At 40.6% G+C, this 26289-nt stretch carries 19 protein-coding genes and 1 pseudogene; 10 read left to right on the top strand and 10 right to left on the bottom strand.

Going from position 1 to position 26289, the window contains the following annotated elements; translation table 11 throughout:
* The first annotated feature begins 100 nt into the window (after nt 1-100).
* Entirely contained in the window at nt 101-1834 is a 1734-nt protein-coding gene (locus A5870_RS16570) for an ABC transporter ATP-binding protein (protein ID WP_086294006.1), read from the top strand.
* Nucleotides 1827-3611 (top strand): ABC transporter ATP-binding protein, encoded by a 1785-nt coding sequence (locus A5870_RS16565; RefSeq protein ID WP_086294005.1) that lies wholly within the window; start codon nt 1827-1829, stop codon nt 3609-3611. Before A5870_RS16570 ends, A5870_RS16565 begins: the two co-directional genes overlap by 8 nt.
* A 239-nt stretch (nt 3612-3850) precedes the next feature.
* Here A5870_RS16565 and A5870_RS16560 read toward each other — a convergent pair whose 3' ends face one another.
* The gene (locus tag A5870_RS16560; RefSeq protein ID WP_086294004.1) at nt 3851-5917 is read right to left on the bottom strand and encodes a VWA domain-containing protein; all 2067 of its coding nucleotides are present in this window, start codon (nt 5915-5917) and stop codon (nt 3851-3853) included.
* Between the two features lie 199 nt (nt 5918-6116).
* On the opposite strand from A5870_RS16560, the gene A5870_RS16555 reads away from it, so the two are divergent.
* Nucleotides 6117-7625: a helix-turn-helix domain-containing protein gene (locus tag A5870_RS16555; protein ID WP_086294003.1), complete on the top strand. Its 1509-nt coding sequence runs from the start codon at nt 6117-6119 to the stop codon at nt 7623-7625.
* A 135-nt stretch (nt 7626-7760) separates the two neighbouring features.
* Here the strand turns inward: A5870_RS16555 and A5870_RS16550 are convergent, their stop codons facing one another.
* Nucleotides 7761-8144, bottom strand: coding sequence for a DUF7006 family protein (locus A5870_RS16550; RefSeq protein WP_077453627.1), 384 nt, complete (start codon nt 8142-8144; stop codon nt 7761-7763).
* 398 nt (nt 8145-8542) lie between these two features.
* Here A5870_RS16550 and A5870_RS16545 point away from each other — a divergent pair.
* Both A5870_RS16545 and A5870_RS16540 read left to right on the top strand, forming a co-directional pair.
* Nucleotides 8543-10029, top strand: a pseudogene (locus tag A5870_RS16545) (helix-turn-helix domain-containing protein).
* A 359-nt stretch (nt 10030-10388) separates the two neighbouring features.
* Entirely contained in the window at nt 10389-10592 is a 204-nt protein-coding gene (locus tag A5870_RS16540; protein WP_086294002.1) for a hypothetical protein, read from the top strand.
* Nucleotides 10593-10803: 211 nt separating this feature from the next.
* Here A5870_RS16540 and A5870_RS16535 read toward each other — a convergent pair whose 3' ends face one another.
* The gene (locus A5870_RS16535) at nt 10804-12294 is read right to left on the bottom strand and encodes a helix-turn-helix domain-containing protein (RefSeq protein WP_086294001.1); all 1491 of its coding nucleotides are present in this window, start codon (nt 12292-12294) and stop codon (nt 10804-10806) included.
* 406 nt (nt 12295-12700) lie between these two features.
* Here A5870_RS16535 and A5870_RS16530 point away from each other — a divergent pair, with 406 nt between their 5' ends.
* The 4 genes from A5870_RS16530 (at nt 12701) to A5870_RS17435 (ending at nt 17194) form a co-directional block, all read left to right on the top strand.
* Nucleotides 12701-13276 (top strand): recombinase family protein, encoded by a 576-nt coding sequence (locus tag A5870_RS16530; RefSeq protein WP_086294000.1) that lies wholly within the window; start codon nt 12701-12703, stop codon nt 13274-13276.
* A gap of 467 nt (nt 13277-13743) precedes the next feature.
* Nucleotides 13744-15255, top strand: a complete 1512-nt coding sequence (locus A5870_RS16525; RefSeq protein ID WP_086293999.1) for a helix-turn-helix domain-containing protein — start codon at nt 13744-13746, stop codon at nt 15253-15255.
* Between the two features lie 419 nt (nt 15256-15674).
* Nucleotides 15675-16541: a LysR family transcriptional regulator gene (locus tag A5870_RS16520; RefSeq protein WP_086293998.1), complete on the top strand. Its 867-nt coding sequence runs from the start codon at nt 15675-15677 to the stop codon at nt 16539-16541.
* 500 nt (nt 16542-17041) lie between these two features.
* Entirely contained in the window at nt 17042-17194 is a 153-nt protein-coding gene (locus tag A5870_RS17435; RefSeq protein ID WP_170924068.1) for a hypothetical protein, read from the top strand.
* A 37-nt stretch (nt 17195-17231) separates the two neighbouring features.
* On the opposite strand, the gene A5870_RS16515 is transcribed toward A5870_RS17435, so the two are convergent.
* The 4 genes from A5870_RS16515 to A5870_RS16500 all read right to left on the bottom strand — a co-directional run bounded on the left by A5870_RS16515 (nt 17232) and on the right by A5870_RS16500 (nt 20295).
* The gene (locus A5870_RS16515; RefSeq protein WP_086293997.1) at nt 17232-17765 is read right to left on the bottom strand and encodes an IbrB-like domain-containing protein; all 534 of its coding nucleotides are present in this window, start codon (nt 17763-17765) and stop codon (nt 17232-17234) included.
* Nucleotides 17692-18183, bottom strand: coding sequence for a hypothetical protein (locus A5870_RS16510; RefSeq protein ID WP_086293996.1), 492 nt, complete (start codon nt 18181-18183; stop codon nt 17692-17694). Before A5870_RS16510 ends, A5870_RS16515 begins: the two co-directional genes overlap by 74 nt.
* 36 nt (nt 18184-18219) lie before the next feature.
* Nucleotides 18220-19527, bottom strand: a complete 1308-nt coding sequence (locus tag A5870_RS16505; protein WP_086293995.1) for a DUF3440 domain-containing protein — start codon at nt 19525-19527, stop codon at nt 18220-18222.
* Nucleotides 19528-19770: 243 nt separating this feature from the next.
* Nucleotides 19771-20295: a hypothetical protein gene (locus tag A5870_RS16500; RefSeq protein ID WP_081119024.1), complete on the bottom strand. Its 525-nt coding sequence runs from the start codon at nt 20293-20295 to the stop codon at nt 19771-19773.
* Between the two features lie 926 nt (nt 20296-21221).
* Between A5870_RS16500 and A5870_RS16490 the strand changes: the two genes are divergently transcribed.
* Nucleotides 21222-21410, top strand: coding sequence for a hypothetical protein (locus A5870_RS16490; protein ID WP_081119023.1), 189 nt, complete (start codon nt 21222-21224; stop codon nt 21408-21410).
* Between the two features lie 414 nt (nt 21411-21824).
* On the opposite strand, the gene A5870_RS16485 is transcribed toward A5870_RS16490, so the two are convergent.
* The 3 genes from A5870_RS16485 to A5870_RS16475 all read right to left on the bottom strand — a co-directional run bounded on the left by A5870_RS16485 (nt 21825) and on the right by A5870_RS16475 (nt 26279).
* A complete protein-coding gene (locus A5870_RS16485; RefSeq protein WP_170924067.1) occupies nt 21825-22751 on the bottom strand; it encodes a LacI family DNA-binding transcriptional regulator in 927 nt (308 codons plus the stop codon).
* Between the two features lie 229 nt (nt 22752-22980).
* Nucleotides 22981-25344, bottom strand: coding sequence for an HAD-IC family P-type ATPase (locus A5870_RS16480; RefSeq protein WP_086293993.1), 2364 nt, complete (start codon nt 25342-25344; stop codon nt 22981-22983).
* Nucleotides 25345-25766: 422 nt separating this feature from the next.
* A complete protein-coding gene (locus tag A5870_RS16475) occupies nt 25767-26279 on the bottom strand; it encodes a ClbS/DfsB family four-helix bundle protein (protein ID WP_086293992.1) in 513 nt (170 codons plus the stop codon).
* Between the last annotated feature and the right edge of the window lie 10 nt (nt 26280-26289).

The raw sequence follows: 26289 nt of genomic DNA, 5'->3' as shown, positions 1-26289 counted from the left end.
TGATGGTCAATTGTTTTTTCAAAAAATTTCACTCCTTGCTTGACTGTAACGTTACGTTACAGTTTATTCTACCATAGAACAACATTTTTGGAGGGAAATCATGAAACAATTACAGTTATTTTATAAAGAAGAACGACGCTTCTTTTTCAGTTTATTTCTTTTGATGCTGGTCCAATCCTTCGGCACACTCCTGTTGCCGTATTTTTTGGCAAAAATCATTGATGAAGGGATCTTGAAAGTCGACACGACAGCCATTTGGCACAATGGCTGGTGGATGTTTGCCATTGCCATCGGCACCGTGATCGTCTCTGTAGGCGGTAGTTATTTATCTGCCCACCTTTCAGGAAAATTCGGGCATTTTTTGCGGATGCGCCTTTTCAAAAAAACACAGGAACTCTCTGTATCCGCTGTTGATGGCTATGGTACGCCCACTTTGCTGGCACGTACCACCAGCGACATCAACAACATCCAACAAATTTTGATGATGGCGCTGCAAATGATTTTGCCAGCCCCAATGATCGTCGCAGCTTCAATTTTTCTAACCGGCACCGTCTCTTTGCGGATGATTTGGGTCCCAATCGTAGCGATCCTATGTTTTTCAATGATCGCTTATGGAGTGATCCGCAAAGCGATCCCATTATCACAAATCACGCAAAAGCTAGTCGATAAAATGATGCGGATCTTACGAGAAACCTTTACCGGCGCTCGGGTGATTCGAGCATTCGACAAAGCAGCTTACGAAAAAGAACGGACAAATCAAACCTTGACGGAATATGCGAAAACCATGATCCAAGTCAATCGCCTCTTTGCTGTCTTGAATCCGACCGTCAATTTAGTAATGGGACTCTCGATTTCGACCATCCTTGTCTACGGCGGCTATCAAAGTCTGCACGGCCATCTTGCTATTGGTAGTATTACTGCCATCATCGAATACACGATCCTGAGTCTTTGGTTTTTGACCATGGCAGCGATGGTGATCGTGATGGTACCTAAAGGCTTGACTTCCTTGCAACGGATCGAAGAAGTTTTAGAAGAACCAATTGATTTGATCGACGGTGACCAAACCTTAAACAAGGCCGCCGAGTCAGAAACGATCGCCGCTTTCAATCAGGTGCAATTTACGTATGAAGGCGCCGAAGAACCTGTCTTAGAAGATATCAGCTTTGAGATCCACCGAGGCAAAACGACAGCGATCGTTGGCGGAACTGGCTCTGGCAAAAGCACCATCGCCAAAGCGCTATTGCGTTTCAAAGATGTGACTGCTGGTTCGATCACGCTTTTTGACCGCAACATCAAAGAGATCTCACAAGCCGAATTACGGGACCAAATTAGTTATGTCCCGCAAAAAGCGCTCTTGCTTAGCGGCACGATTCAAGAAACCCTGCGTTTCGGCAATCGTCCAGCAACCCATGAGGCGATGGCAAAAGCCGCTGAAGTTGCTCAAGCCAAGTCATTTATCAAAAGCTTGCCTGAAGGTTATGAAAGTCCAGTTGCTCAAAAAGGCAGCAATTTCTCTGGCGGTCAAAAGCAACGATTGAGTATTGCCCGAGCGCTGACAAAGCCCGCAGAAATCTACTTCTTTGACGACAGCTTTTCTGCTTTGGATTATCAAACAGACGCCAACTTGCGGCGTGCATTGAAAGAATACACGAAAGATGCCGCCGTCATTATCGTGGCTCAACGGGTATCGACCGTCAAAAATGCCGATCAAATCATTGTCTTGGATAACGGCAAAATGGTCGGTAAAGGAACCCACGAAGAATTATTACGCAATTGCCAAACTTATCAAGAGTTTGCCTCATCTCAAGGAATGGGAGGAATGAAGGATGAGTAAACAAACAATGGATACACCAAAAAACATGAAACATACAAGCCGACGTTTACTGCGTTTGCTGATGGAACAAAAATCCCGCTTTCTGCTGATCATCGTCTCTGCCTTGTTCTTTTCCTTACTAATGTCCATCGCCCCTTTGATCTTGGGACGTGGACTGGATAATCTGATTGCCTTGTTTCAACAAGAAGGCTGGCAGATCAATGATTTTTGGCAAAGTATTTTAGGTCCAGTCGTCCTATTAGCGGGAACGTGGCTTTTGATCAGTCTCTTTTCCTTGCTGCAAGAGTATACGATGGCCAGTGTCAGTGAAACCCTGACCTTGACTTTACGCAAACAAATCAGTGACAAATTCAATCGCCTGCCTATCAGTTTTTACGACAAACATCATACTGGCGATATTTTAAGCCGAGTGATTCTCGATTTAGATAAAGTATCCGAAGTCTTGCAAGTCGGTTTGATGCAGTTGATCACGGCAACTATCAGCATTACCTTCGGCTTGATCGCCATGCTTTATCTCAGCCCATTACTGACGATCGGTGTGGTCCTGATTTTGCTTTTGAGTGCTTTTGTGACTACCGTTCTCGCACGAAAAAACTTGAGCTACTTTACCAAAAACCAAGAAACATTAGGTGCTGTCAGCAGTCGTGCGGAAGAGTTTTATACCGCAAATCCGCTGATCAAATCCTACAACCAGCAAGTTGCCGTTGAAGCGGAAATGGCGGAATTGAGCGAAGCCCAATTTAAAGCCTTTCGAAAAGCACAGTTCGTCAGTGCAGCGATCAATCCTTTCGTGCGCTTTATCAATCAAATTGGCTTTATCTTAAGTGCCGTCGTTGGTGGTCTGATGGTATTGCAAGGGCAATTATCCATTGGTCTCGTACAAGCCTATCTGCAATACATCAACCAAGTGTCTGAACCGATCACGCAAGCTTCTTATATTATGAATACCTTGCAAAGTGCCTTAGCATCTCTCGAACGAATTTTTGAGATTCTTGATTATCCTGAAGAAGAAACTGCGACCCAACAACTGCCAGTTCCACAAACCATCAAAGGAAAAATCGATTTTCAACACGTTTCCTTTGGCTACAACAAGGAAAAGCTCTTGATGGAAAACGTCGAATTTTCCGTCAAACCAAAACAAACGGTCGCGATCGTCGGACCAACAGGTGCTGGAAAAACCACCATGATCAATCTTTTGATGCGCTTTTATCCATTGAATGGTGGGAAGATTTTGCTGGACGATCAAGACATGATGTCCTTTTCGGCACCGGCAGTACGGAAAAAATTCGGTATGGTGCTGCAAGATACGTGGCTGTTCCAAGGAACCATCGCTGAAAATATCGCTTATGGCAATCCCGATGCCACTCGGGAAGACATCTTGGCTGCCGCCAAAGCCGCCCAATGCGACCACTTCGTGCGAACCCTGCCCAACGGTTATGATACCGTCATTGGCTCCGAAAGCGAACTGTCTCAAGGACAACAACAATTATTGACGATCGCCCGGGCGATTTTAGCAGACCCAACGATCCTGATCCTTGATGAAGCCACCTCCAGTGTCGACACACGGACGGAACAAATGATCCAAACGGCGATGGATCGTTTGACCCAAGGACGAACCAGCTTTATCATCGCCCATCGTCTTTCTACCATCAAAAATGCCGACTTGATCTTAGTAATGAAAGACGGCTCTGTCGTCGAAAAAGGTTCCCATACAGAATTGCTGGCACAAGATTCACTTTACGCCCAACTATATAACAGCCAGTTTGCAACTGCTTGATGAAAAAAATGACCAAACGACTCATAAAAAACGTTTGGTCATTTTATTTTTAGTATATCCCCACCTTTCCCTACTATTCTTCTTTAAAACAGTATTTAACTCTTTCCTAACTTCCATTAACTTACAAAAAATATTTATTTTCTGAAAGTCGATTATTGTTGTTACTAATTAATCGGTAAACTAAAAACCAGCTAGACGCATGTCTAGCTGGACTTAAAAAAGATAGTCAAGAGAATATGCTATTTCTTTTTAAAAACTGTCGCCAGTACGCCACTTACAATGATCGTTCCTAAAACCACTAACCAGGCAGCACGTTTTTCATTCGTTTGCGGAAGCACACCCCCATTATTTTGACTAGAAGTGGTGGTAGTCACTGAACCACCGACCTGATCACTGGATTGACTCGTTTGGCTCGTTGATGAATGATCATTATTTGATTCGGTAGTACTTGGTTCTGTTGTGCTTGGTTCCGTTGTGCTTGGTTCCGTTGTGCTTGGTTCTGTTGTACTGGGTTCTGTTGTGCTTGGTTCTGTTGTACTTGGTTCGGTTGTGCTTGGTTCGGTCTCTTTCTTGGTATTTGTTAGAATAATCGTTTCACCATCGTTAGTAACCGTGCTTTCAAAGTCTTCAGGAACATTGATTTCCGTCACTGTATAACTGAAGTCTTCTCCCTGATTATTGTATTTGGGTAACACGAGTTGCTGACCATTAACAGGAACCTCACTGAGGGTGACTTGGAAATCGTCTTCCTTGCTCAAGGTCAGTGGATCGGAAATTTGCCAACCTTGTTCCGAGGTAGTGGTCATTCGTTGCACTTGGTATTCGATCTGCTCTGGAATCTCGGCGACAGAAACATTGACCCACTTCTTAAGGACATTTATCGAAACCACTGGCGCTTTAATCGATGGGATTGGAAAATCTACTGCTTCTCCGTCTACTTCCGGCACTAATGTGGTACGACCGTTACATAGAACCCATGTTTCTCCTTGGAATGAAGAGTCTTCAGTATCAAGGCGGATTTGATAGGTCAATGTAACTCGCTCGTTCTCACCCAAAGCAAGATTGCTGACAGTGATGGTTTGATCGGCTTCTGCTACTTGCACATTTGCCACTAGGTCAGGTGCTTCGACCCAAGTTCCTTGTTCATCTTTTCGCCACCCAACCAGTTGATAGTTATCGGAATCAAAACTACCTGCACCTTGTAGCAAGATTCCTGCACCCATTGGGTCAGTGATCGTACCACTGGAGATTGTCTTATCGATTTTATTTGCGATTTCCGTCAACGCTGAACCTAAGCCAACCAGATTTTCATCTATCGTTAAATAATTCCCTGATGATGTAGCTAAGTTTCGACCAATGTATTCCCCGCGAGAAGACGGAGCAGTAGCTACCGAATACATTGGAAAGCCCGCTTCCTTGATCGCGACGATCGTGCCTAAAGTCGCGTCTGTCACTACCGAAGTACTGACAGGGACTGCAAGAGGATCCGAAGAAGATGAACTTGTCGTATGATACGCAGAATTATCAGTTTGAAAATCTTTGACATAGCTTTGGGTGTGATAACCGTTATAGTCTGTGATCTCCCCCGTGTTAGGATAGGTAGTCGCTCCCTCTACAGGAAGATAGCTACGATTGGCACTATTATCACCAATATGGATAAAAAGTTTTTCAGCTTCTGGACGACTTTCCTCCAGCAAGAGCCGCTCACCTTCTAATAACCCTTTTTGCATGAATGTTCCGGAATGGGACTCTGCGGTTTGACGTAGAAACTGTTCTAAGTAATCGATATCTGTTGAAAAACCATTCGTGGAGTAAACATAGCGATTATAGGCCACGATCCCGATTCGAATAGAGCCATTTGCTAATGAGTCTGCCAATTCCGTGCCAAATTGTTGCAAGCCTAACAACGCATTATTCAATTTTTCTCCAGTCATAGAAGAAGAAAAATCGACTACTAAAACTAAATCAACCGCATTGTTCGTTTGGTTTCCTTTAACATCAAGGGTGACGTCAAACAATCCTTGATTTCCTGCAACTTCTTGCACACTTTTCTTTAAATACGCCCGATCATCATAATTGACATAATTCTCACTATCAAACTCGACTCCAGGTGCATTTCCATAATCATAATTGTAGGTATCTCCAGCAGCCGTACCGTGGGTAAGGTATTGCCCCGCTTGGTTCTCCTGATAGTCAAAATCATAGGTCGCCGCTTTCGCGCTGACACTGATCATACTCAATATAAAAGTACATAGGATCAGTAATAAGCGACTGTTTTTTTGGAACCAACCTTTTTTTTCTTCCATTTCTATCACTCCTCTTATTTCCAATCATTTCTTCCTGTTTGCTAGCGCAAAAGCTTATTCTTTTACCAGACCACAGTATAGAGCATCCCAGCCCTGAAAAGAGACAAAAAAATGTCAATTTCCTATACAAAAAAATATCCTTTTTTATGCTATGATGAAGATGAATCATCAATAGTTTAAGGAGATAGGAGGTCCTTTGATGGAACGATTCTACACTTTTTTTGGGAGTAGTCTGAAAAAAGACCTCGATTTATTGCGTTTCTTGTATTTACAAAAACGTTTTGTCCCAATTGAAGAAATCAGTGCCACCCTTGCTCTTGATCGACGCTCAATCCAAAAAAGTTTCATAGCGTTAACAAAACAGCTTGAGCAAAATGCCGAGGAAAAACACCCCATCTTACTGGCCAAACACGGAGCTGGATATAAATTTAACGGAAACAAAACAGACTATAAACATCTGCTACGACAACTACTAGCAAAGAATCCTTTTTTTCAATTATTAGAAACATTGCTCCTGTATAATGAGATTAATGTGGTTCAATTTGCTAACGATTATTTTTTCTCGGAGTCTACTGTGCGCAAAAGAGTCTATGAGCTGGAGAACCTCTTGGCACCTTTAGGCTTTACATTAAAAAAATCCAAAGGAAATGTACAGCTGAATGGTGATGAAGCGCGCATCCGCTATTTTATGGTCGCCTTCTTTTGGCGTACTTTTTCAGGTGTTGATTGGCCTTTCAATCATCTCTCTCAAAGCAAATGTGAGGAAATCGCTCGAGCTTTCTATCGCAACAATCACATACCTTTTAACACGATTGAATTGAAACAGACGACCTATATACTAGCCGTAATCTGTTTGCGTTACCGCCAGGGTCAAACGATTGCCGAAGAAAAGTTACAGCTCCAACCACCATTAAAGGGCTTAGACTTGACCTTATTTCAACAATCAACGAATCCAGAAACACCGATTTTTACCCAACTGTCACAGGAGTTAATGACTCACTTTTTTCTGAATGAAAAAGAATGTCAGTTTTGCTTTTTGTGGCTGATGTCCAATCTAGAGCGAACGTTTCCAGAGGAGCAACTGAATTGTTATTTTCCTTCGAAAAAAACGAGTGACCAGCAACTTACTACGATTCAAAAAGCACTGGCTTCAATGACTTCGCCAGCTGAAAAGATGGTCATTTCCCAACCACGTAAACAAGTCATTTTGAATACGATCCTGAATGGGATATTATCCGTCGAACTGTTTGGCGAAACTGTTCATACGCTAGCGGGCTATAACACAGCTCAGTTCCTTACCGAACATTTTCCGAATTTGCAACTGCATTCCGAACAATTGCTAGCTTATCTAAAAGTCTATCACGAGGATTTGGAAAAACGCAAAGGACTGGCTTTGTATGTAGCAACAGCCTGGACGCTGATTTTACCTCCAGCTCGCTTTCAGCAAGTCATTCGAATCAAGTTAGAAACGGACCTGCCTTTCGCACTTTCTTTAGCAATTAAGGAGTTGATCCAAACGCCTTTTCAAGGTTTCTATAACCTCGATCTGCGGGATCACTTTGAAGACGATGATTATGATCTTTGTATCAGTACATCACCATTGACCGCAACATCGGCAGAAATACCGGTAATATTGATCAATGCACAGATCACCTTGCCAGACCTATTAGCGATCCACCAAGCCATCGAGGGCGTATTGCGAAAATAGCCCAGGATTGGATACTTCCTAAAATCAGCCCAAAAACGGCTAAGTAGCTTCCTCAAAAGCTACTTAGCCGTTAGTTGTTTCTCGCAATTTATTTCGTGAATACAAAAATGAAGTTCTTGACGAACAGAAAGATGATTATTCTTCACTCATATAAATCAAACCGACTTTGGGTTTTTGAGTGACTTTCAGTCCTGTGATTTCACGATAGAAAAAGCGATGCTCTTTCCGAATCATGGCAATGATCTCTTCTTCAGTTAGGCCTAGATCAGTGACTAAGTCATCTTTCCCATGATTGCAAAGCTCTAATAAAATTTGAAGTTGCGCATCGATCGCTAATAGTTTGGCCCACTGAACAAAAAGATTCTCGTACTTTTTATTAAACACAGCTAGAAACGTTTCCGAAAGTTCTTGGAAATATACATATATTTTAGGAAAGTGTTGAAACACCTCTCTTTGATTGAGTTCTTTTTGGAAATATGCCAAATAGTCTGTTGCATTGTATATTTTTCTCGCCTGCATACCTTCTTCTCCTTTGGTCTTGCTTTCATAGAAAACATTTTTACTAAGTTTCCTCTATTTTCAACCATTGCATTCCATTTTACGTATTTACCTTTAGAGCGAACATTTTATGACTAACTTCTAAAGCAAAAAACTTGGTTAACATGCACTGGCTCTTAGTTTCGATAAAAATCCTGCCTTTTTTACTGGCGATTGGCTCAAGAAACGATTTATATGATTACTATAGCGTCAAATGTCCGTGAAAAAAAATAATAAATTTCACCATCCGGTGAAATTTTTCACTAGAATGATGTTCCTTCATCTTTTATTCAGCCAGAAAGAGAGACGAAATTTCATATGTAAAGCAGCAAAAAAAAGCCCTTTTTCACCTACCACCTATTTTTAGAGGAGAGGTTTTCATGAAAAAATTTCAATTAAAGTTTTTCAGAAATCGATCATTGATTCGAAAAATACAGTTACTGAGTGAATTTGAAAAAAACGATACTTATAGCTTAAAAAGCTTAGCAACGATCACCCAAAGCAGCAAGCGAACCCTAATCACTGATATTCAAACGCTCCGCGAGTTCTTCAAAGGTTCTCTTGCGATTCACTCAACAAAATTTGGTTATTCCATTGAAGAAATTGATCCCGACGGTTATTTAAAGCAAAAACAGCTTCTTGTCAAAGACGAACCCATTTTTCAACTGCTAGAAAGCTTTTTTTTCAACGAAAAGTATTCTTTACTTGATTGGAGTCTCGCATTAAACTTATCCGAGCAAGCACTGTTGAATTACTTTAGAAGAATCAATACTTACTTAGCACCTTTTCACTTGCAAATCGCCACAAATCCCGTCGTATTGATTGGCTCGGAAATCAACGTTCGCCAGTTCTTTTTTGTTTTTTATTATGAATCAGCGATTAACGTAAACACACTGTTTCCCTCGATTGACGTGCAAAATACTGTGATAGAAATAACTCGATGCTGGCAGGATAAAACCCAACTGGCTTCTGCCTTTTCCTATTTCTCTTATATTCTCTATATCGCTATTGAACGCAACAAAAATGACTTACAGGTCCATCTTTCTGCAGAGCTGAAAAACTTTTACGACCAAAGCAAGCCATTTTTTCAATTAGAATCTTTACATGCCATTATTGAACGTTTCTTTGATTGTACGTTTCCTGAAGAAGAAATCATCTTTTTATTTATCTGTCTGATTTGTCGGCAAAAAATCAACCAACCTGCCCTACTAACAAGTGAGCTTGTTTGCGAACAATGGCCTGAAATCAAACAACTCGCTCATGACTTTTATAAAGAAAATCGTGGCTCATCATTTGATGAAAGTAAGGACTTAGTATGGTTAGAGAGCTTTTTCATCCGACTGAAATTAAGAGAGCTACTCTCTCCAACAATGAATGTCGCCATCGATGATTTAACGCAATTCGTCAAGGAAAAATTCACTGATGAATACCAAAAAAACCAATTTTTTTTAAGCCATCACGAACTTGTCAAACGATTCTACGATCCGACTTACCTAGATGATATTTGCGTCAGTCTGACGCTGCATATGGAAGCGATCAAAGAAGAAAATTGGGGGCGGCAACGAACGATCGCGATCATTTTCGAAGGAAATGAGTATGCTTGTGAATATGCGGAAAGTATCATCCGAAAATACTTGGCACCTTTTCATACGCTTTATTATCCTGACGCCGGCGAATTATCGCCAGAATATCTCCAAGAAAAGAACATCGATCTACTGGTCACCAACTATTCCGAATACACCACAGAGTTTTTGCTTGAAGTGAATGCGTGTTGTTGAAGTCATTTCCTGACGCTACCGATTGGAATCGACTACTTAAGCAAATCAATCCACGAATCTTGCGTTTGGTTGTATTAGACAATGTGTAAGTTTATGAATGATCATAGGCTCTTCCTGTAAATATTCAGGTTTCTATAATTTTGCAAAGAGACTTCTCGTGTCATATGACTAAGCTTTGTGTTGTTTAGTGAAGTTGCTTGGCACTCTCCGGAAAGAAAAGGACAAACCAATCAAAGACTCTCTGTAGCTTCAAAATCACTGCCCTTTCAGATTAATTGCTCCCTTCATATGAGAATGTGCTTACTACAAAAAAAATAATCAGAATCTGGCACATCTTCTAAAAAAATTCATTTTTCCTTGGTATAATAATTAGAGATCTGCGTATCATTAGATTTACGTTGCCCGTTAGTGAAGTTTCAGGCAACGTTTCTTTTTGGGGGAAAGCTATATGGAAGATAAGCAAATTTTTGAGAAGCGGTGGCTATTAGCTACCAGTGAACAACGGGAGAAATACCATGCCTTAATTGCCTCTTACCTTTCAATAGAGTGGACTTTTAAAGAAAAAAGCTACCTTTTGTGGCTTTGCCAACTAGATAATGACACATTCAAATCCTTTGAAGCGATTTTTGCTAAACTGGCAAATGAACAGTAAGAGTTTTCGTAGATCAAGCTACTTCATCGCAGTAGCGTCCATCTTTTTTTATTAAGAGGAGTGAAGGAAATTCCTTCCTTGCTTATTAAGAGAAAAAGCCACAACCATTTTTCTCAACGGTTGTGGCTTTTTAGCTTAATAGGTATTCTGCTTTCATGAGCATTTCTGCTAGCAATAGCTTCACTGATTGCATTCAAAGTATACACTTGACTTAACTTGGGGTTGCACTTAATGCTTGCCCCAACTGAGGATCGATTTTTTCAATCACTCTTAGCCAATCTTGATGATCCGGGATTGTTTTAAGTAAGAGATAGTCCGTGGATAAGATGAACTCTGATAGGTATTCACTATAATTCGTTACCACGAGATCGATAGCATTTTCCTTCAAATAGGCAGTCGTCAATTCATTGATTTTTGGGAAAAACACGTAATGATCATTGCCAACATAGCGCAAAAAGCGTGCGCGGATAGCGTGACAGGTATAAAGGTCGCCTTCCAATGTCAATGCGATTCGGTTGACCTTTTGATAATAGAGTTCCTTGAGCGCCTCACTATACAAGGTAAGTGCTGCACAGATATCAGACAGGTACTCCTTACTGACCCCAAGAATTGCTTGATTCTGTTTCAAAAATACAAGATTTTTTTGATAGGCGACGGAGCTATGATTTAGGGGCTCATTTTTTACTTCCGTCAGCAAGCGATTCAAAATGGGCGCTAGTTGATCATTGATTTTCTTAGATAACAAAAAGGCATGAATCATCGTCTCGATTAGTTGGGGATCATTAAATGGGATGCCCCATTCTTGAACAAAGTGTTGACTTAGCGCCTGTAGTTCAGGATAAAGTGCAAACGATGCAATGAACTGCTGTTCTTTTATGGGCTCAGTCAATGTACGCTTCATCACCGTGACTAGATAAAGCCACACCAATTCTTCTTGTGGTAGTCTTACCTGGTAAAGGGCTTCGATTTTAGGTGCTAAGTCTTTCATTACGGTAAATGCCGTGTGGTCTTTGACTATCTCAGCCAAATGAGTAGGAAGTTGGATGGTCTTTCCAGACTGATAACGCTTGATTGTAATATACAAACTATAATAAAAATCACTAGGAGCAACACCCGTGTTCACCACATCAGTTGGCACTTCTGAAAACGTCTCACTGACTACCGCAATCAGCTCTTTAGGTGGAAGCAGAGTATGAGGAGTAACATCTGATTCATAATAAAAATCTTTGAAAAATTTACGAATATTCGCTTCTGCTCCACTCAAATTAACTGGTTGTAGCACCAACTCTAAACCATACTTTCTCAACGTGAGTGAAGCACTATTCAAATAACGCCGCATCGTGCTTTCTGATACATACAAGCGCTGTGCCCACTCTTCAACAGAACAAAGTTCACCATGAAAGATTGCTTCTAAAATTTGATACATACCTTCTTTTGCAACTAGCGCTCTTTTTTTGGTCAAGTATACTTTCGGGTTCGTTTCCATAAAATGATAACCATTAGCCACATGCACAAACTTGGCTGCATCTTGCAAATAGGCTTTCAGTTCCTTGATATCAGAGCTGATCGTCCGTTGAGTTACATCAAGTTTGTTCGCAAAGCTTGCGATTGAACAAGTACGTTCACGCTCAAACGCATTTAAAATTTGAAGCCAGCGAACGGTCGTTTTGTTCAGCATAAAACTTAACTGCAATTCTCTCATGTTCCCCTCCTTGTAAGCGATAGTTTGTCTAACGATTTTCTTTCAAAATGTCTTAACTCTAAAAATGATTGGCTAACGCATGCCTCGAAAAAGGTGTTGCACCAGTGTGTGACTTTCAGAATCTGTTGCATCGGAAGGAGTCAAACGGAGCTCTTATAGGTTTATCTACCTTATTCAGACGATTTCCTGAATCACTGTGTTTCCTAACATCTCAAGCGTTGTTTCGATAGCGACTGAGAACTGCCTCGTTCAACGCCGCAGGTTTCCTCTCTATAGTACATTATTTGCTTACAGAAAAAAACTACCCTATTTCTTTTATTCATAATACGTTGGTTTTAGGTTGTATACTTAAGTGAACAAACGAGGTATTCTCTAGGTAGACTTATTTTTAAATGGAGGAAATTGTATGTCAAATATGGTTTATGGATACGCTCGCGTATCTACAAGACAGCAGGATCTTTCTCGTCAACTAGACTTGCTTGAACGATATGAATGCCACAAAATTTATACTGAAAAAATTAGCGGCATTCGCACAAATCGACCGGAATTAAACAAACTAAAAAAGCGAGTGAAAGAAAAGGACAAAATTATTATTGAAAGCTTTTCACGGCTTGGTCGGAGCACCAAAGACTTGATTGATCTCGTCTATTTTTTCGAAAGAAAAGGAGTAAAAGTGATTAGTATCAAAGAAAATTTTGATACACAGACCCCTCAAGGAAAACTGATGATGACGGTTTTCCAAGCCTTCAGCCAATTTGAACGAGACATTATTGTGGAGCGAACCAAAGAAGGGCTAGATTCTGCTAGAGCCAGAGGAAATATTGGTGGGCGTCCACGAATCGACCCTAAACTGATTCAGTACGCCCTGAATCTTTATCAGAAGGAAGGTCGAACTGTCGTTGATATTTGTGCCCAAACTGGAATAAAACGATCAACTTTCTATCGCTATCTTCGTTTAGAAAACGACAACCTCCTTTCATGAATAGGTACTCTGGTTTTGCTAATGACCCTAGATTCCCCGTAACAAAAAGCACAAGACGGATCTTGCTGATTTGTTTGATCCTTCAAAGATAACATCTTAAGTTAGCTTTGAGGGACACTTACAGTTCTTCGTCCGGTGCTTTTTTTCGTCTAGCAGATTGTTTCCTTTATTCTTCTTCATTGCTTTTTCTTTTGCTCTCTTTTCTAGAGGAACTTCCGATGATTTGTCCTCTCCCGAACCTAAGCTAAGATGCACCGAAACAGGCCCCGTTCTTTTCGAAGGACACTTCTTCGTTAATTGAAGGGTGTTTTACGTATAAGTAGCGCTTGTTAAATCTGGTTCTATTAAGTTTCAAAGGATAAAGCTTCTTGATTGACGTAGAGTATTATATAATCTACTTAAAACCAACGTAATTTACATTCAGCACTGATTGCTTCCATAAGATTTTAAAAGAGGTGGTGATATCAATGTTAGAAAATTTATCAATCAATTTGCATCGAGACAAGTCATTTTCCCGTCAAGTAAAAATTTTACAGATGCTAAATGCAGCACCAACCGGTTATCATCCACAAGAATTGGCAACCTTGCTGGGTCTATCTATGCCGACAATCACGAAAGAACTCAATGTTTTAAGCGATAGCTTGCCAGAAGAACTGATTAAAATCAACTTTTCTGAAAGTAACATCGTTTCAATCAAGTATGCACCAAATGCCTCAATCAATTTAGCGATTCAGCTTTTAAGTATGGAAACACTCGAGTTTAAAATCATGTCGAGTATCATTGATAACAAAAAATACTCCATTCATCGAGCAACGATCGAATTTGGCTATTCTCGTAGTCACTTGTTGCGAACCATCAGCTACATGAACAAGTCTTTACAAACCTATTCTGTGACGATCGCTACGAATCAACTTGACTTTATTGGTACTGAAGCCGATATTCGTTTTTGTCTGTTTGTCTTTTTCTCCGCTTATGGTGACAGCACGATTTTAGATAAAGATAGCCCGGCGGATGCACGTCTTCTGGTCCAAAAAGCCAAGGAAGCCAACAAGAAAGAGTTACATTACAGTCATTATCGACTGGCCCTGTGGTTAAGTATCGCCAAACGCAGATGGCGCTATTCTTACTTTTTGAACTTGCCGCCTTCTTTAGAGCGGAACCTATTGGAAAAAGAACGCTTTAGCATTTTCTCGCACGTATTGATCGAGTATTATTTAAAAAAATACCGGATCATTCACTTACCAAAACAAGAACTACTTTGGCTCTTCCTCACTACACTCCACTGTCTGTCTTATAGTACATTGGATGTTACTGAAGAAGATGCAGCCAAATATATTTTTCACCATACAGAGAAACCGGAAATCATTGCGGAAATTGGTCTGTTTTTAAAAAAAGGCCAACAACCTATTTCCTCTGCAGTCTCTCAGAAAATCATCTCTTATTTAGTGAACCTCCGCTTGTTATCGATGATTTCTACCAATTATGAATTTGCTGATCCACAAATCAAAACCTTTGTTGAATCGACCTTTAAGACAGAGTACCTCGCTTGGAATAAGTGGTTGAAACAATTCAATGACCAAAGCTCCTTCTTCTCCTTTACTCACTTGGGGCATATCGCAGTTACATTGACCTTATTAAGCGAACTGGCACCTAGTACTCCGCAAAAAAAGCAACGTAAAGTGGCCTTTGCTTTTCAAGGTGGCGCTGGATTAGATGCTTTCTTATCCGCATCAGCGGAGCTATTCAAAAATGATCAGACTGAAGTCAGTTACTTTTTCGAAGTGACTCCTGATACCCATGAATTGATCCATCAGGAAATTGATTTGATTGTCAGCAATTTTGACTTACACTTGAAAAGTAATCCCCACTTTCAGCAATTGCGAATTTCGAATGTACCAAGTCTATCTGACTGGATGATCGTTCATAAAACGATTGAACAATTGGTTCAGCCAAAGATCATCCCCGATTATTTTCCGTAAGGAAACTGACGGCTCTTTACTAAAGCCAGCCGCCAGTTTCCTTCTTTCATTTGGAAGTTCAAGAAGCAAGTGCTGCTGCCCCCTCTTCGCTTGCGTTTTGCCTACAGGAAAAGCAAAAACCCGGTTCCTCACATTCCTTTTTATCAGTAACTTAACGATGTGTTGCTCCTGGTATCTCATCACTAGAAGCCATCTAAGTAGTCGCTGGTTCCATCGCCTGCCTTTTTTAATGGAAACAACCTCTCACTTATTTCTAGGATTCGTTATAGTAACGGTCACCAAAAATAAAAAGACTTACCCCTGAATACTACACATATTTGAAAGAACTTTTATATCTATTTTTTTGATTTACGATAAAAAAAAGAAATTATTTCACTTTCCTTTTTTTGTATAATTTGAGAAAAGAAAGGGGAACAAATGTGGATTTTATCAAAGAGCTGCAATCCTTTAAAACGATCGTCGAAGAAGGGACTTTTACGAAGGCTGCTGCCAAACTAAACTATGCCCAATCAACGGTTACCAATCATATCAAAAAGTTAGAAACAGAGTTAGAAGTGGCGTTATTTTTAGAAGGGAAAAGCAATGTACTAACATTGGAAGGCGAATTGTTGAAGCAGGAAGTCCCTGGACTGATCGCCCAATGGGAGCAGGTAAAAGAACAGTTGCACAACGCTTCAAGTATGATCGACTCATCTATACGGATGGGGATCGTTCAGCCCTATGACATTTCCATTTTGCCAGAACTGCTCCATATGTTTGCTCAGCAATACCCAAAAGTGAAATTCGAGATTCTTGTGGGAACCACAATGGAATTAGCCAAGGCAGTAAAAGAAAATCGTATTGATGTCGCACTATGCTCACTTCCTCACGAGGGAAATTTTGTTTACGAAGAATTGTTCCAAGAAGAGCTTTGCTGCATCACATCGATCCACAATCCGTTAACGATCAATAAACCAGCTGATTTCGAAGGCTGCCACTTCTATCGTTTTAACGATGACAGCCTAGCACATAAAAAAGTTGAAAGCTATCTTGCCAGTTGCGTGCCATCGATCCATTGGGAATATGTCAACAATATTAGTACGATTCCTTACTTGATCGAACAAACTGGTTATTGCAGTTTAGTGCCTCGCTCTATCGTTGATCAGACCCGCGCTGAAATAAAAATCTTAGCGAATCCTTTAGCAAATACTAGTATGTCGATCGGATTGCTTTCAAAAAAATCCCTAATGCATTCTCCCAGTATTACAAAAGAATTTGTCTTTGAATTAAAAAAACGTCTGCTCTAGTTATCCAAAGGAGATTATGTATCATTGACTTTTTATGCACGTTTGCTTTTTCTAGAAACAAGTGTAGTTATTTTGAAAGGATCATCACTGTAGAAAAGAAACAAGCTGTACAATGTCTAATGGAATCAAAGACGTTGTACAGCAAGGTTTTGGATATTTCTGACTCTCATAAAATGATGAAATCATAGCTTTTCCTCAATTTTAATCTTTGTTATCATTTTACTTTTTTTATACAAATTGATACGATTATTCATACCATTGATAAGAATCTGAAAAGAAAGGCTACTCTTAAATTTCAGAATTTTTCACCGATTGTAAAATACAGAAACTCTCTTTTGTCCTTTCCAAAGTATACTCTACTTCGGAAAGACACAATGAACAAAAACGCTGGACGTGTAAACCGCTCGACTGTATTTTTCAGTAGCAGGTAGCTATTGAAAAACGAGCCTATTTTTGCAATTGTCTGAAAAGATAGACGCTGAGAAAAGGAGGAGAAAACCATGTTTATCGTTGAAGCGATCTTCAGCTTTCTAAGAGACACATTAGGTGTGATCCTAGCCATTCTCTTAGGGACACTTTGTTTGTCGATGGTGGTCAATCTGATCGTGATCGTTGTAAAAGACACCTATACAAAATTCAAAAAAAATTATTGATCAATTGCTATCTTCCTTAGATAGCTTTTTTGCTCTTCTAGGTTTCTTTTTTTCCTTTGTAATATCTTTTTTCAAACTCAATCCAAGACTTGCTGAATTCATGGTTGGAAAAGGCGCTTTTTAATCCTGAGCGTTGTTTAAAGCGGAAAACTTCTTCGCGATCCATCCCTAATTCCTTGGCAATTCGTTCATCCGTCCAGTCATTAGCGACCAATTGCTGCACGATATTCCCCATCTTCTCGATGCCATGGGTACCGCGGGCCCGATTGTGACGAATCGTTGAAGCGATGCGATTCTCAAAAGGCTTATCGATCACCGTGACCGGAACGCTTGGCAACGCCAAGCGCTCTTTTGCTACGATATACCGATGAAACCCATCAATCAAAATATACTGGTCTTGCTCTTTATCGTGGTAACAAACCAATGGTTGCGTAAAGCCATCTTCTCGAATCGACAGTTCCAACAAATCCATTTCTGGAGCAGCCACGGTGTTGGGATTATACGTATTCGCGTGAATCTTGCTGACTGGGATCAGTTTCGCCGCTAACACTGGAAAATCGATATCGCTCATGAGGGACTACACTCCTTTTTAGAAATGAATAATTTTTTGTTTGTCGATAGACCGCAAACCCTTTTGACTCCAAAAGGGTAATTTCACTAGGCTGGTTAGTAGAAGCGAGAATCTCTGCTTCTGGGTAGTTGCGGGTGATATCCACCAACATTTTCCGTAAAAGAAACTTTTTAAATTGAGCAGCTGGATCTTTTTCATAAAATTCCCCTAGCTCCACTTTGTTGGTGCCTTTTTCATAATAAGAAAAAGCGGTCACTCGTTTTTCATCATCAAGAATCACGTACCAGTAACAGTTCTCATCATTGACTAAGTACGGAAATTGTTGCTGATACACTCGCTCTGCAAAGAAAGCTCCCATCAATTGATAGAATTGGCTTTTCTTATACGGTGGGAAAAATAAAACCAATCGTTCGTTCACAAAACCCTTCCTCTCTACGGACCCATTCGTCCATCGTTAGGTGATTTTTTTCGTTAGATACTCGTATTTGGCATTCAATTTTTTCAACTGATACTTGGGTAAATGCTCGATCCCCAGCGCCGCCCCAAAATCCACCGCCAACTCATACAATTCAGACTCATCTTTTTTCGTCAAACTGTATTGTCGCGTGCTTAAGGAAAAATCATTTTTTTCTAACGCACGAGCGATTCCTTTCCAGTCATGCCAGAGTACTTCGTTTTTCAGCCAGTCCTTACGTTTGCTCACATCGGGTATATCTTCCACTTCGATCCCGTGCTTTTCTCGATAATGATCAATCAAAATCGTGATTTTGCGGTAATAATGATCCTGTAATTTCTTTGAATAAAGTCCAATTGATTCCAGTAAAAAGACCGCATACTCTTGCCAAGTCATATGACTGGGTTTTCTCGTATTGTAATGCGCCAGCAATCCTGTCTGGGCATACAAGCGACCAAAATTGGCTCCTGACACACGATTTACGACGCGCTCCCACGTTTCCGGTTCCACCAAAGCATATTGGTACAAGCCTTTTCGTTGCTGCATGCCGTAAGGCTGACAGATCCGCATTTGATGGATCGGAACGCCATGATCATACAACTTTTCATAAAAGCCATTGATCGGCCAGTCAAAACGAGTATAAGCTCCCCAGACATCTTCGGTTTTCCAATCATAGATGGGGTAAAAATTGACAACCATTGAATCTGCTACTTGCCGTTTGATCCAGCATTGCTTCCGAAAGTTATACTTTGGCGATGTGATTGATCGATACCGATACAGACTTTCTTGTGTCCGAATACCTACACCGCAAGCAACGGGCTCAAAGCCATGGTGACTTGCGTACCAATGAGCAAAGTTTCGCAAGAACTTATCAGGATTCATATTTGCACTCTGATAAATCTCCATCAATGATTCATCTAAATCACCAAGTGAAATCGCATCTTTTGGCATTGGCTGTACCCACTTCTCCCGTTCTTGTTCATCCCACATCAGCCATTGTGGCTGAAATACGCTGGTATTGTTGTCCTCGTAAAAGGGTAAGCAAAAATGGTAAGTTTGATTGATACTTGGTAACGCTTTGATTTTTTCCATGAATACTCGTGTAGCATCATAATTTGCCTCTATATCTAAAATCAGCAGATCGAAGGTTTTCTTTTTTTGTCGGGCGACTTGATCGGCCAACTGGATCATAGCACCACTGTCTTTTCCGCCACTGAATGAAAAGTACACATGGGGAAAGGTGTCAAAAATATATTCCAGTCGCTTCATCGCCGCTTCCAGCACATTTTCCTTACAATATTTCTTCATAAAAGCTCATGTCCTCATTTTATTTGTCCTTTTTTTGAATAAGTATTACATTCTAGTATAAAGTTTCACTTGGCTTCTTACAAGGACTTAAGGGAGATTTTGCATGCGATACATGCAACTAATTGGTAACTATCATTGTAGCATGCTCCTCATTCCTCCCGACTATTCCCAGCAATCAAGAAAAAATAGTGGGGGAAAACAGCAAGCCCCCCTTCTGAAACAAGTTCAATTGCTTTTCTTGATTCATTCGGTCAAAAGAGTTTGGAGGACTTTATCAATACGCTTCATTTGTTTTTCATTGAAGTTTGAAAGCCATACTTGATCCGTAAGCAAGCGTTTCTTTTCATGCTGAAGGTCTTTGTGTCGACTGGCTTCCTTGATATTTTCAATCATCTTCAAGAAATTGCTAATTTTTTCTTCTTTAGGCAGCAGTACATATTCTTGCTTGATTGCTTCAAACTTGTCTTCATGATCGATCACCAGAAGTTGCGTGATCAAATCGTGGGCGATCCACCGATGATAGGAGTTTTTATGGGTATGCAACGCCCAGATCCGTTCCCACTCATCATAAATCAACTCAGGGTTTTTAATGGCTACTTCTTTAATGATCAAATAACTATTAAAATACTCATTGATATGGTTTTGACCATCAACGACATTCTCCACTAGTTTCTCCCTTACCTTTCGATCATCGATCGCCGTTTGCACAAACGGTTGGGGATCAAAGGATGTTGTCTGGAAATGACGCGCGATTTCTTGGTAGTCCATGCTTTCACCTTCTTTAAAAATTATCAGATTATTTTTCAAGTTTGAACCTCTATATGTATTTTAACAGAATTCAAGTATGAAAAAAGTGGCTTTTGTGTTCCCTCTTCTTACATCAATCATCAATTCTGCCCACGCAGATAGACTCATGTCTTTTTGAATATCATTCTTTTTGGAAAAACAGTTAGGAAGAACCATCTTGATTCTTTATCCACTAACACATCTATTGATTTCTTTCATTCGTCTATTGGGCTCTCGCAAGCTTCCTTTTGTATCCTCTTCCGAAAGTGGTCCTCCACAAGAGAACGTGTTGACAACTGCTTTTTCGATAAGCACCCTATTTCAATGACATAAAAAAGGAAGTTCCGTCTTCGGAACTTCCTGCGTTTCTTTTCTCTTTAAAGACTATTTCACGCATAGCTGCGAGATGCTGGATCACGCGTCCTTTCTCCGAATAACTCGGCTGGTAGGCATTTTGATCCATTGTTCTGGCGGACGCTTTCTGATTTTTTTTGGTGCAAACATCAGTTGAACAGTTCTTTTGACAAAGTTATTTCGGTATACGTTTTCCATAACTTGCACGCCCTTTTCAATTGATTTAGGAAGTGGTGACGCCGATCCTTCTTCCTATCTTTATTATAAGCCCCAAACCGTCACAAAACAAACAATTCAGCTGCTGCTCTCGCCCTGTCGTTTAGCTAAAATCTGTGAACACTCCCTTAAGTAAGAGGCATATTTTCTTGAATAATGTTCAACAATTCACCGCATATTTATTGAAAAAAATAATGGAAAATTGCAGAAAAAGTTTGAATCTGCTCGAAACTAACGCCAAAGGACTGTATTTTTGAATGAAAAATCGTTTCACTTTACTTTTTCTTAAATTTTAATTATTATTCTTTTGAAATAAGATTAATGAAGGAGATAAAAACATGGAAAAATACCAAGTGTTCCCTGGTCAAAACTATCAGGCAAATGTTATTGGCTTTACCGGTTTACAAGAAGTTAGTGTGATTCATGTTTACGAAAATACTGCAACTGTTCTAATCAAAGAAACAGCTGAAACTGGTGTTGCCAAGCTATGTAATTTTCTTGTTGGTACAACACAATTAGTTAGTTGATGCTCTTTTATTAACCAAAGCATGGGGAGCCATTTGCCCTCCAACATGTTATAGGAAAACGATCTAAAAGTCGCCTTTTGAATGATTGGCTTTTTCCTATTCATCAATTACAGTAGTATTTTTATTTATCTACTCAATATCTCTCTACTTTATATATAAATAGTGTTAGAATGAACAAAAGGAAACGTATCAGGCTTCCCCCAAGAGAATCTTCCCCAAGTACTCTTGTCTGATACGTTTCCTATTTTTGTGGCGAAAAAGCCACAGAACAATGGTAGCCCTTTACTCTGTGAAAAGCAAGCATTCAAAATTGATTTTTTCTTTATTTTTTTATTTTCCTTCCTCAAATTCCCTTTAAAAAGCAGGCAAAAACACACCTCGCGGCGAAAAGGTGTGTTCTTTTTATAACGATGATTATTCACGAATAATAAGTTCGTAAGGCAGAATGATCTGCTCTTGTTTTCTTTCTTGAAACAAGCGAAAGGCTTCTTTGCCGCACTGATCCAGATGAAACTCAACGGAAGAAAAGTGCAGCATTTGACTGATGAGCAGGTTTTCTTGCCCAATCACGATGGGTGCTGTCCCGTGAGGGTATTGATTTATGATCATCGCTGCGATCTCGTCCCCATTTGTGATCACCCCATCGATTCCTCGTTCCTTAAAAAATGCGGCTGCGGGAATCCCGTCTTGGGCTTTGATACAATCCCAATAAATATCTGCTTCTGAAAAATTAGGAAACAGCTCCTTGGCTTTTGCGATGGTATTGACTGAATTGCAGCTGAGGCGTTTGCTGCGCCCTAACGTCAACCCCAAGCGCTTTACGCCTTGTTCCTTCAAATAATTGATACTGGCTGTCACAGAGCCGACCAAGTCGATCGCAACGAAAGGAACGGCAGTACCGGTCGAATTTTCACAAAAAACAATCGGTCCTTTTTCCATGTAGGGATAAAACGTCTCGATATGATTTGCGCGAGTGATGACGATCAAGCCATCAAATCCCTTTGCAGCGAATTCTTCTAGATACTCTAATTCCAATTTTCGATCAAAATTGGTCGGCAATAACGTCACTTTGTATTTTTGAGCAAAGGCTTCTTCCATAATGCCATTTAAGATCCCATCAAAGAAGGCGTGATTGACAAACGGTACGATGACTCCAATATTATAGGTTTTCCCCGAGCTAAGTTTTTGGGCGATTTTATTCGGTTTGTAATCCAGCTCTTCCATCACCGCCAAAATCGCTGCTCGCTTTTGCTCATCAACATAAGGATGGCCATTGATCACACGAGAAACTGTCGTGATCGAAAAACCAGTAATTTTTGCTATATCGCGAATCGTTGCCATTTCTTTCATTCCTATCTGATTGTTTTGCTAGTGACCTAAGTCTACCATAGAAAATTAGTTGTACCACTTTCGACAAATTTTCTGAAAAGGTCCCTTGGTTGATTGTACGGTATGAAACGAGTTTCATAGCAAGAGACAAACTCCTTTTAAATAAAAATTTATTTGAAAACAAAAACTGACTGCCTAGCACGCTATAAGAGCTGCTTAAGCAATCAGTTTTTCCTACCATTTACTGAATCATTTCTTTTGACAAGCTTTTACGTTTCTTCGTATACCTTCGCATCAGCAGCTCGATGCCCTTATCCGCAAAGCGTTGCATGTAGGCGGAAAAATTCAACAAGGCAATCAAGAGAATGAGGTTGAGATAGCTGGTATTGCCTAGGTTAAAGAGGTCGCGACCGACGATCAAAGCGGCAAAGTACAAGATCTGAGTGCTGAAAAAAATCATCGTTCGATAGCTGTTGATCGCTGGATAGACTTTTTTCTGGATCAAGCGATAGTTCCAAGCAGTAAAAATAATGCTCATGATCGATAGAGCTTTACTGCTGCTGTTGAACCAATAACCAAAGTTGATGATCAGCAAAGTTCCTACCGTAATCGTCAAGGCTGTTGGAAAAGCATTTTTGAAAATCGTCGTCATAAAGTCCCCTTTGATCCGATTGAAGTCTGGTTCAAAGTTTAAAAAGAAGGTCGGAATGCCGACAAAGCAGGCATTGATGATCGTTAATTGGATCGGCTCAAAAGGATAGGTCGTTCCTGATAACAACGTCCCCATGGTGATCATGATGGAAAATAAGACTTGCACTAGCACCAATGAACCTGAGCGGGTAATGTTATTGATCACTCGGCGGCCTTCATCCATGACCGATGGCAAAGCATCAAATTGATTTTCCAAAAGAACCAGATTTGACACTTGACGCGCAGCATCAACACCAGAAGCCATTGCGATGGAGCAGTCGGCTTCTTTTAGCGCCAAAACATCGTTGACGCCATCGCCAGTCATTGCGACGGTATGCCCTTGTTCTTTCAAGTAGAGCACCATTTCTTTCTTTTGTTGCGGCGTCACTCGACCAAAAATCTGATAGTTGCTGACAGCTTCTTTTAATTCGGTCGCAGTTAATTTTGACACATCGATAAAATCAGCAGCCCCTGGTAGATTGACTTTTTTCGCGATTTGACTGACTGTCACTGGATCATCGCCAGAGATGATCTTGCATTGGATTGCCTGTGAACGAAAATACTCCAAGGTTTCCTTGGCATCTTCACGAATCGTGTCTGACAGTAAATAAAAGCCCAGCGGTTCAATATCCGTCGGCAGTCCTGCCTCCTCATAGCCTTGCGTACTGTGAGCCAAAACGATCACTCGGTAGCCTTCTTCTGCCAGCTGCCTTTCCTGTTTTAAGACAGCTTCATGGTTGGTTCCCAGTAAAATCGACGCAGCTCCGATGAAATAAGTGCCTTGTCCTTCAAACGTGACGCAACTGAATTTACGATCTGATGAAAAAGGGACGACTTGCTGCATCTGGTACGTCGTTTTTTCTGGGAAAAAGGTTCGCAGCGCCATTGCCGTTGGATTCTGATCGGGCAGCTGCGCCATTAAGTTACCAGTGATTTCTGCCAACGGTGTTTCTGAATGAAAGGAAATCGTCTTTTCCACCGTCATCTTGCCTTCGGTGATCGTGCCCGTTTTATCTAAGCAAAGAACATCGACCCGTGCCAAGGCATCAATGCAGTTCAATTCCTGCACCATCACTTTTTTGCGCGCCAGATAGACAGCACTGATGGTCAACGTGACACTCGTCAATAAAAACAAACCTTCGGGGAACATTCCCACAGCTGCCGCCACCGTCCGTAAGATGGCAGTATTGAAAGTTGCATGAGAGAAATAGAACTGTTTAACGAACAAGAGGGTACATAATGGGACCAAAATCAGACTGATCCAACGAATGATTTTGTTTAAACTGCCTTGGATCAAGTATTTTTGTCGTTTGATGGTTTTGGCTTCTTTGTTGATTTTTGCGATATAGTTGTCAGCGCCTACGTGGATCACTTGGCATAACGCTTCGCCAGCAGTGATAAAACTGCCAGAAAACAACTCGTCTGCTGGCTGCTTGTAGATCGTATCCATTTCACCAGTCAGCAAGGATTCATTGACTTCTAAAGATCCTTGAATGACTTTGGCATCCGTCGGCACTTGATCCCCGCTTTTCAGTCGTAACACATCATCCATTACGAGTTTGTGGATCGGCAAGTTCTCCAGCTTGCCATCCCGATAAACATCGGCTTTGGCAACTTTTAGCAATGCCAGCTTATCCAGCGTTCGTTTGGAACGAACTTCTTGAAAGAGATTGATGATCACATTGCTGAAGACAACAAAGACGAACAAGCCGTTTTGATAAGAACCCGTCAAACAGACGAGAAAGAATAGGACACAGTTGATCAAATTGAAAAAGGTAAAGATATTGGTAAAAAGTATTTTCGGGTACGTATTCGTCGTATCCTTTTTTGTCTTATTGACTTGACCGCGTTGCACCCGCGCCTTGACTTCTCCTGACGTCAAGCCAATGGTTTGGTTGTTTTCGATGATCCTCACCCTTTCTATTCATAGTCATTTACTTTTATTTTGCTGAATATTCAGCAAACTTGCATCAGACTTGGGAATGGTTTTGTGTTTTTTCTATAAAACCAATTGGCGGCGATTGCGTAAGATACGCCATCGACTCCCCGCTTTTTTTCTGTAAAAAAACAAGTACTGTTTAAAATATAGCATACCCTTTTACGAATTGGCGTTTCATTTTTGTCACCTTCGCGTCACTTTAGGAATTAAAATAACAGTTTATTTCTTAACCTGAACCGACTAGACAATAAGCTAGCATAGACTTTCCAGGTGATTTCTTGCGATGACACAAAACAAAAAAACAGCTGATCTTCACAGATCAACTGTTTAACAATTCTTTAAGTTAGCTGTTCCCTCAGTTGCTAAAAAACGCTCAACCAGCTTGCTTCTTTTATTGATCAATGCAGTGCTTCCTTTTTCCATTTTCGGATTTTCGTTCGGAAATTGGTAAAGGGTGCTACTGTATTGATATGGATCCATTTATAGACTGGCCACTGTGCTTTGGTGGTTGCCCAATCCCGCTGCCTTGCTTCAAACAATTCCTGATCGGATAAGCCCTCGATCCACTGGCAAAGGGCCGTCACTTTTTGGTCTAAGAGCTCTTGTTGCTGTGCTAAGGTCAAACTGCCGTATGTCTGATAAAAAGATTGATACAATCCGCCAAGGTTGTTCCATTTGTACCCTTCAGCAGGTGTGTGAACGCTCATCCCTTGCTGTTCCTGTGCTTCCCATGACAATAACAAACTGACCCAGCCGATTTGGTAAGACAAGTTTTCTGAAGGGGTCTTGTCGACACTTGCTATCCGTTGATTTCGCAAGGCTTCAGGAATTTCATCAAATTCTTGGCGAAATTTTTGGTAACGTTCTGTGATCTCTTGGATCAGCGCTACTTTGCTTTCATACTGTCTCATTGTTTGTCCT

The sequence above is a fragment of the Enterococcus sp. 2G9_DIV0600 genome (assembly GCF_002140615.1).
Classification (GTDB): domain Bacteria; phylum Bacillota; class Bacilli; order Lactobacillales; family Enterococcaceae; genus Enterococcus_D; species Enterococcus_D innesii.
Note: the sequence above shows the minus strand (reverse complement) of the source record. Positions and strands in the feature narration are given on the sequence as shown.

Bases quoted from the DNA above. Each gene is read 5' to 3' on its own strand.
- A5870_RS16570 (WP_086294006.1), top strand. From the start codon at position 101: ATGAAACAATTACAGTTATTTTATAAAGAAGAACGACGCTTCTTTTTC.
- A5870_RS16565 (WP_086294005.1), top strand. From the start codon at position 1,827: ATGAGTAAACAAACAATGGATACACCAAAAAACATGAAACATACAAGC.
- A5870_RS16560 (WP_086294004.1), bottom strand. From the start codon at position 5,917: ATGGAAGAAAAAAAAGGTTGGTTCCAAAAAAACAGTCGCTTATTACTG.
- A5870_RS16555 (WP_086294003.1), top strand. From the start codon at position 6,117: ATGGAACGATTCTACACTTTTTTTGGGAGTAGTCTGAAAAAAGACCTC.
- A5870_RS16550 (WP_077453627.1), bottom strand. From the start codon at position 8,144: ATGCAGGCGAGAAAAATATACAATGCAACAGACTATTTGGCATATTTC.
- A5870_RS16540 (WP_086294002.1), top strand. From the start codon at position 10,389: ATGGAAGATAAGCAAATTTTTGAGAAGCGGTGGCTATTAGCTACCAGT.
- A5870_RS16535 (WP_086294001.1), bottom strand. From the start codon at position 12,294: ATGAGAGAATTGCAGTTAAGTTTTATGCTGAACAAAACGACCGTTCGC.
- A5870_RS16530 (WP_086294000.1), top strand. From the start codon at position 12,701: ATGTCAAATATGGTTTATGGATACGCTCGCGTATCTACAAGACAGCAG.
- A5870_RS16525 (WP_086293999.1), top strand. From the start codon at position 13,744: ATGTTAGAAAATTTATCAATCAATTTGCATCGAGACAAGTCATTTTCC.
- A5870_RS17435 (WP_170924068.1), top strand. From the start codon at position 17,042: ATGTTTATCGTTGAAGCGATCTTCAGCTTTCTAAGAGACACATTAGGT.
- A5870_RS16515 (WP_086293997.1), bottom strand. From the start codon at position 17,765: ATGAGCGATATCGATTTTCCAGTGTTAGCGGCGAAACTGATCCCAGTC.
- A5870_RS16505 (WP_086293995.1), bottom strand. From the start codon at position 19,527: ATGAAGAAATATTGTAAGGAAAATGTGCTGGAAGCGGCGATGAAGCGA.
- A5870_RS16500 (WP_081119024.1), bottom strand. From the start codon at position 20,295: ATGGACTACCAAGAAATCGCGCGTCATTTCCAGACAACATCCTTTGAT.
- A5870_RS16490 (WP_081119023.1), top strand. From the start codon at position 21,222: ATGGAAAAATACCAAGTGTTCCCTGGTCAAAACTATCAGGCAAATGTT.
- A5870_RS16485 (WP_170924067.1), bottom strand. From the start codon at position 22,751: ATGGCAACGATTCGCGATATAGCAAAAATTACTGGTTTTTCGATCACG.
- A5870_RS16475 (WP_086293992.1), bottom strand. From the start codon at position 26,279: ATGAGACAGTATGAAAGCAAAGTAGCGCTGATCCAAGAGATCACAGAA.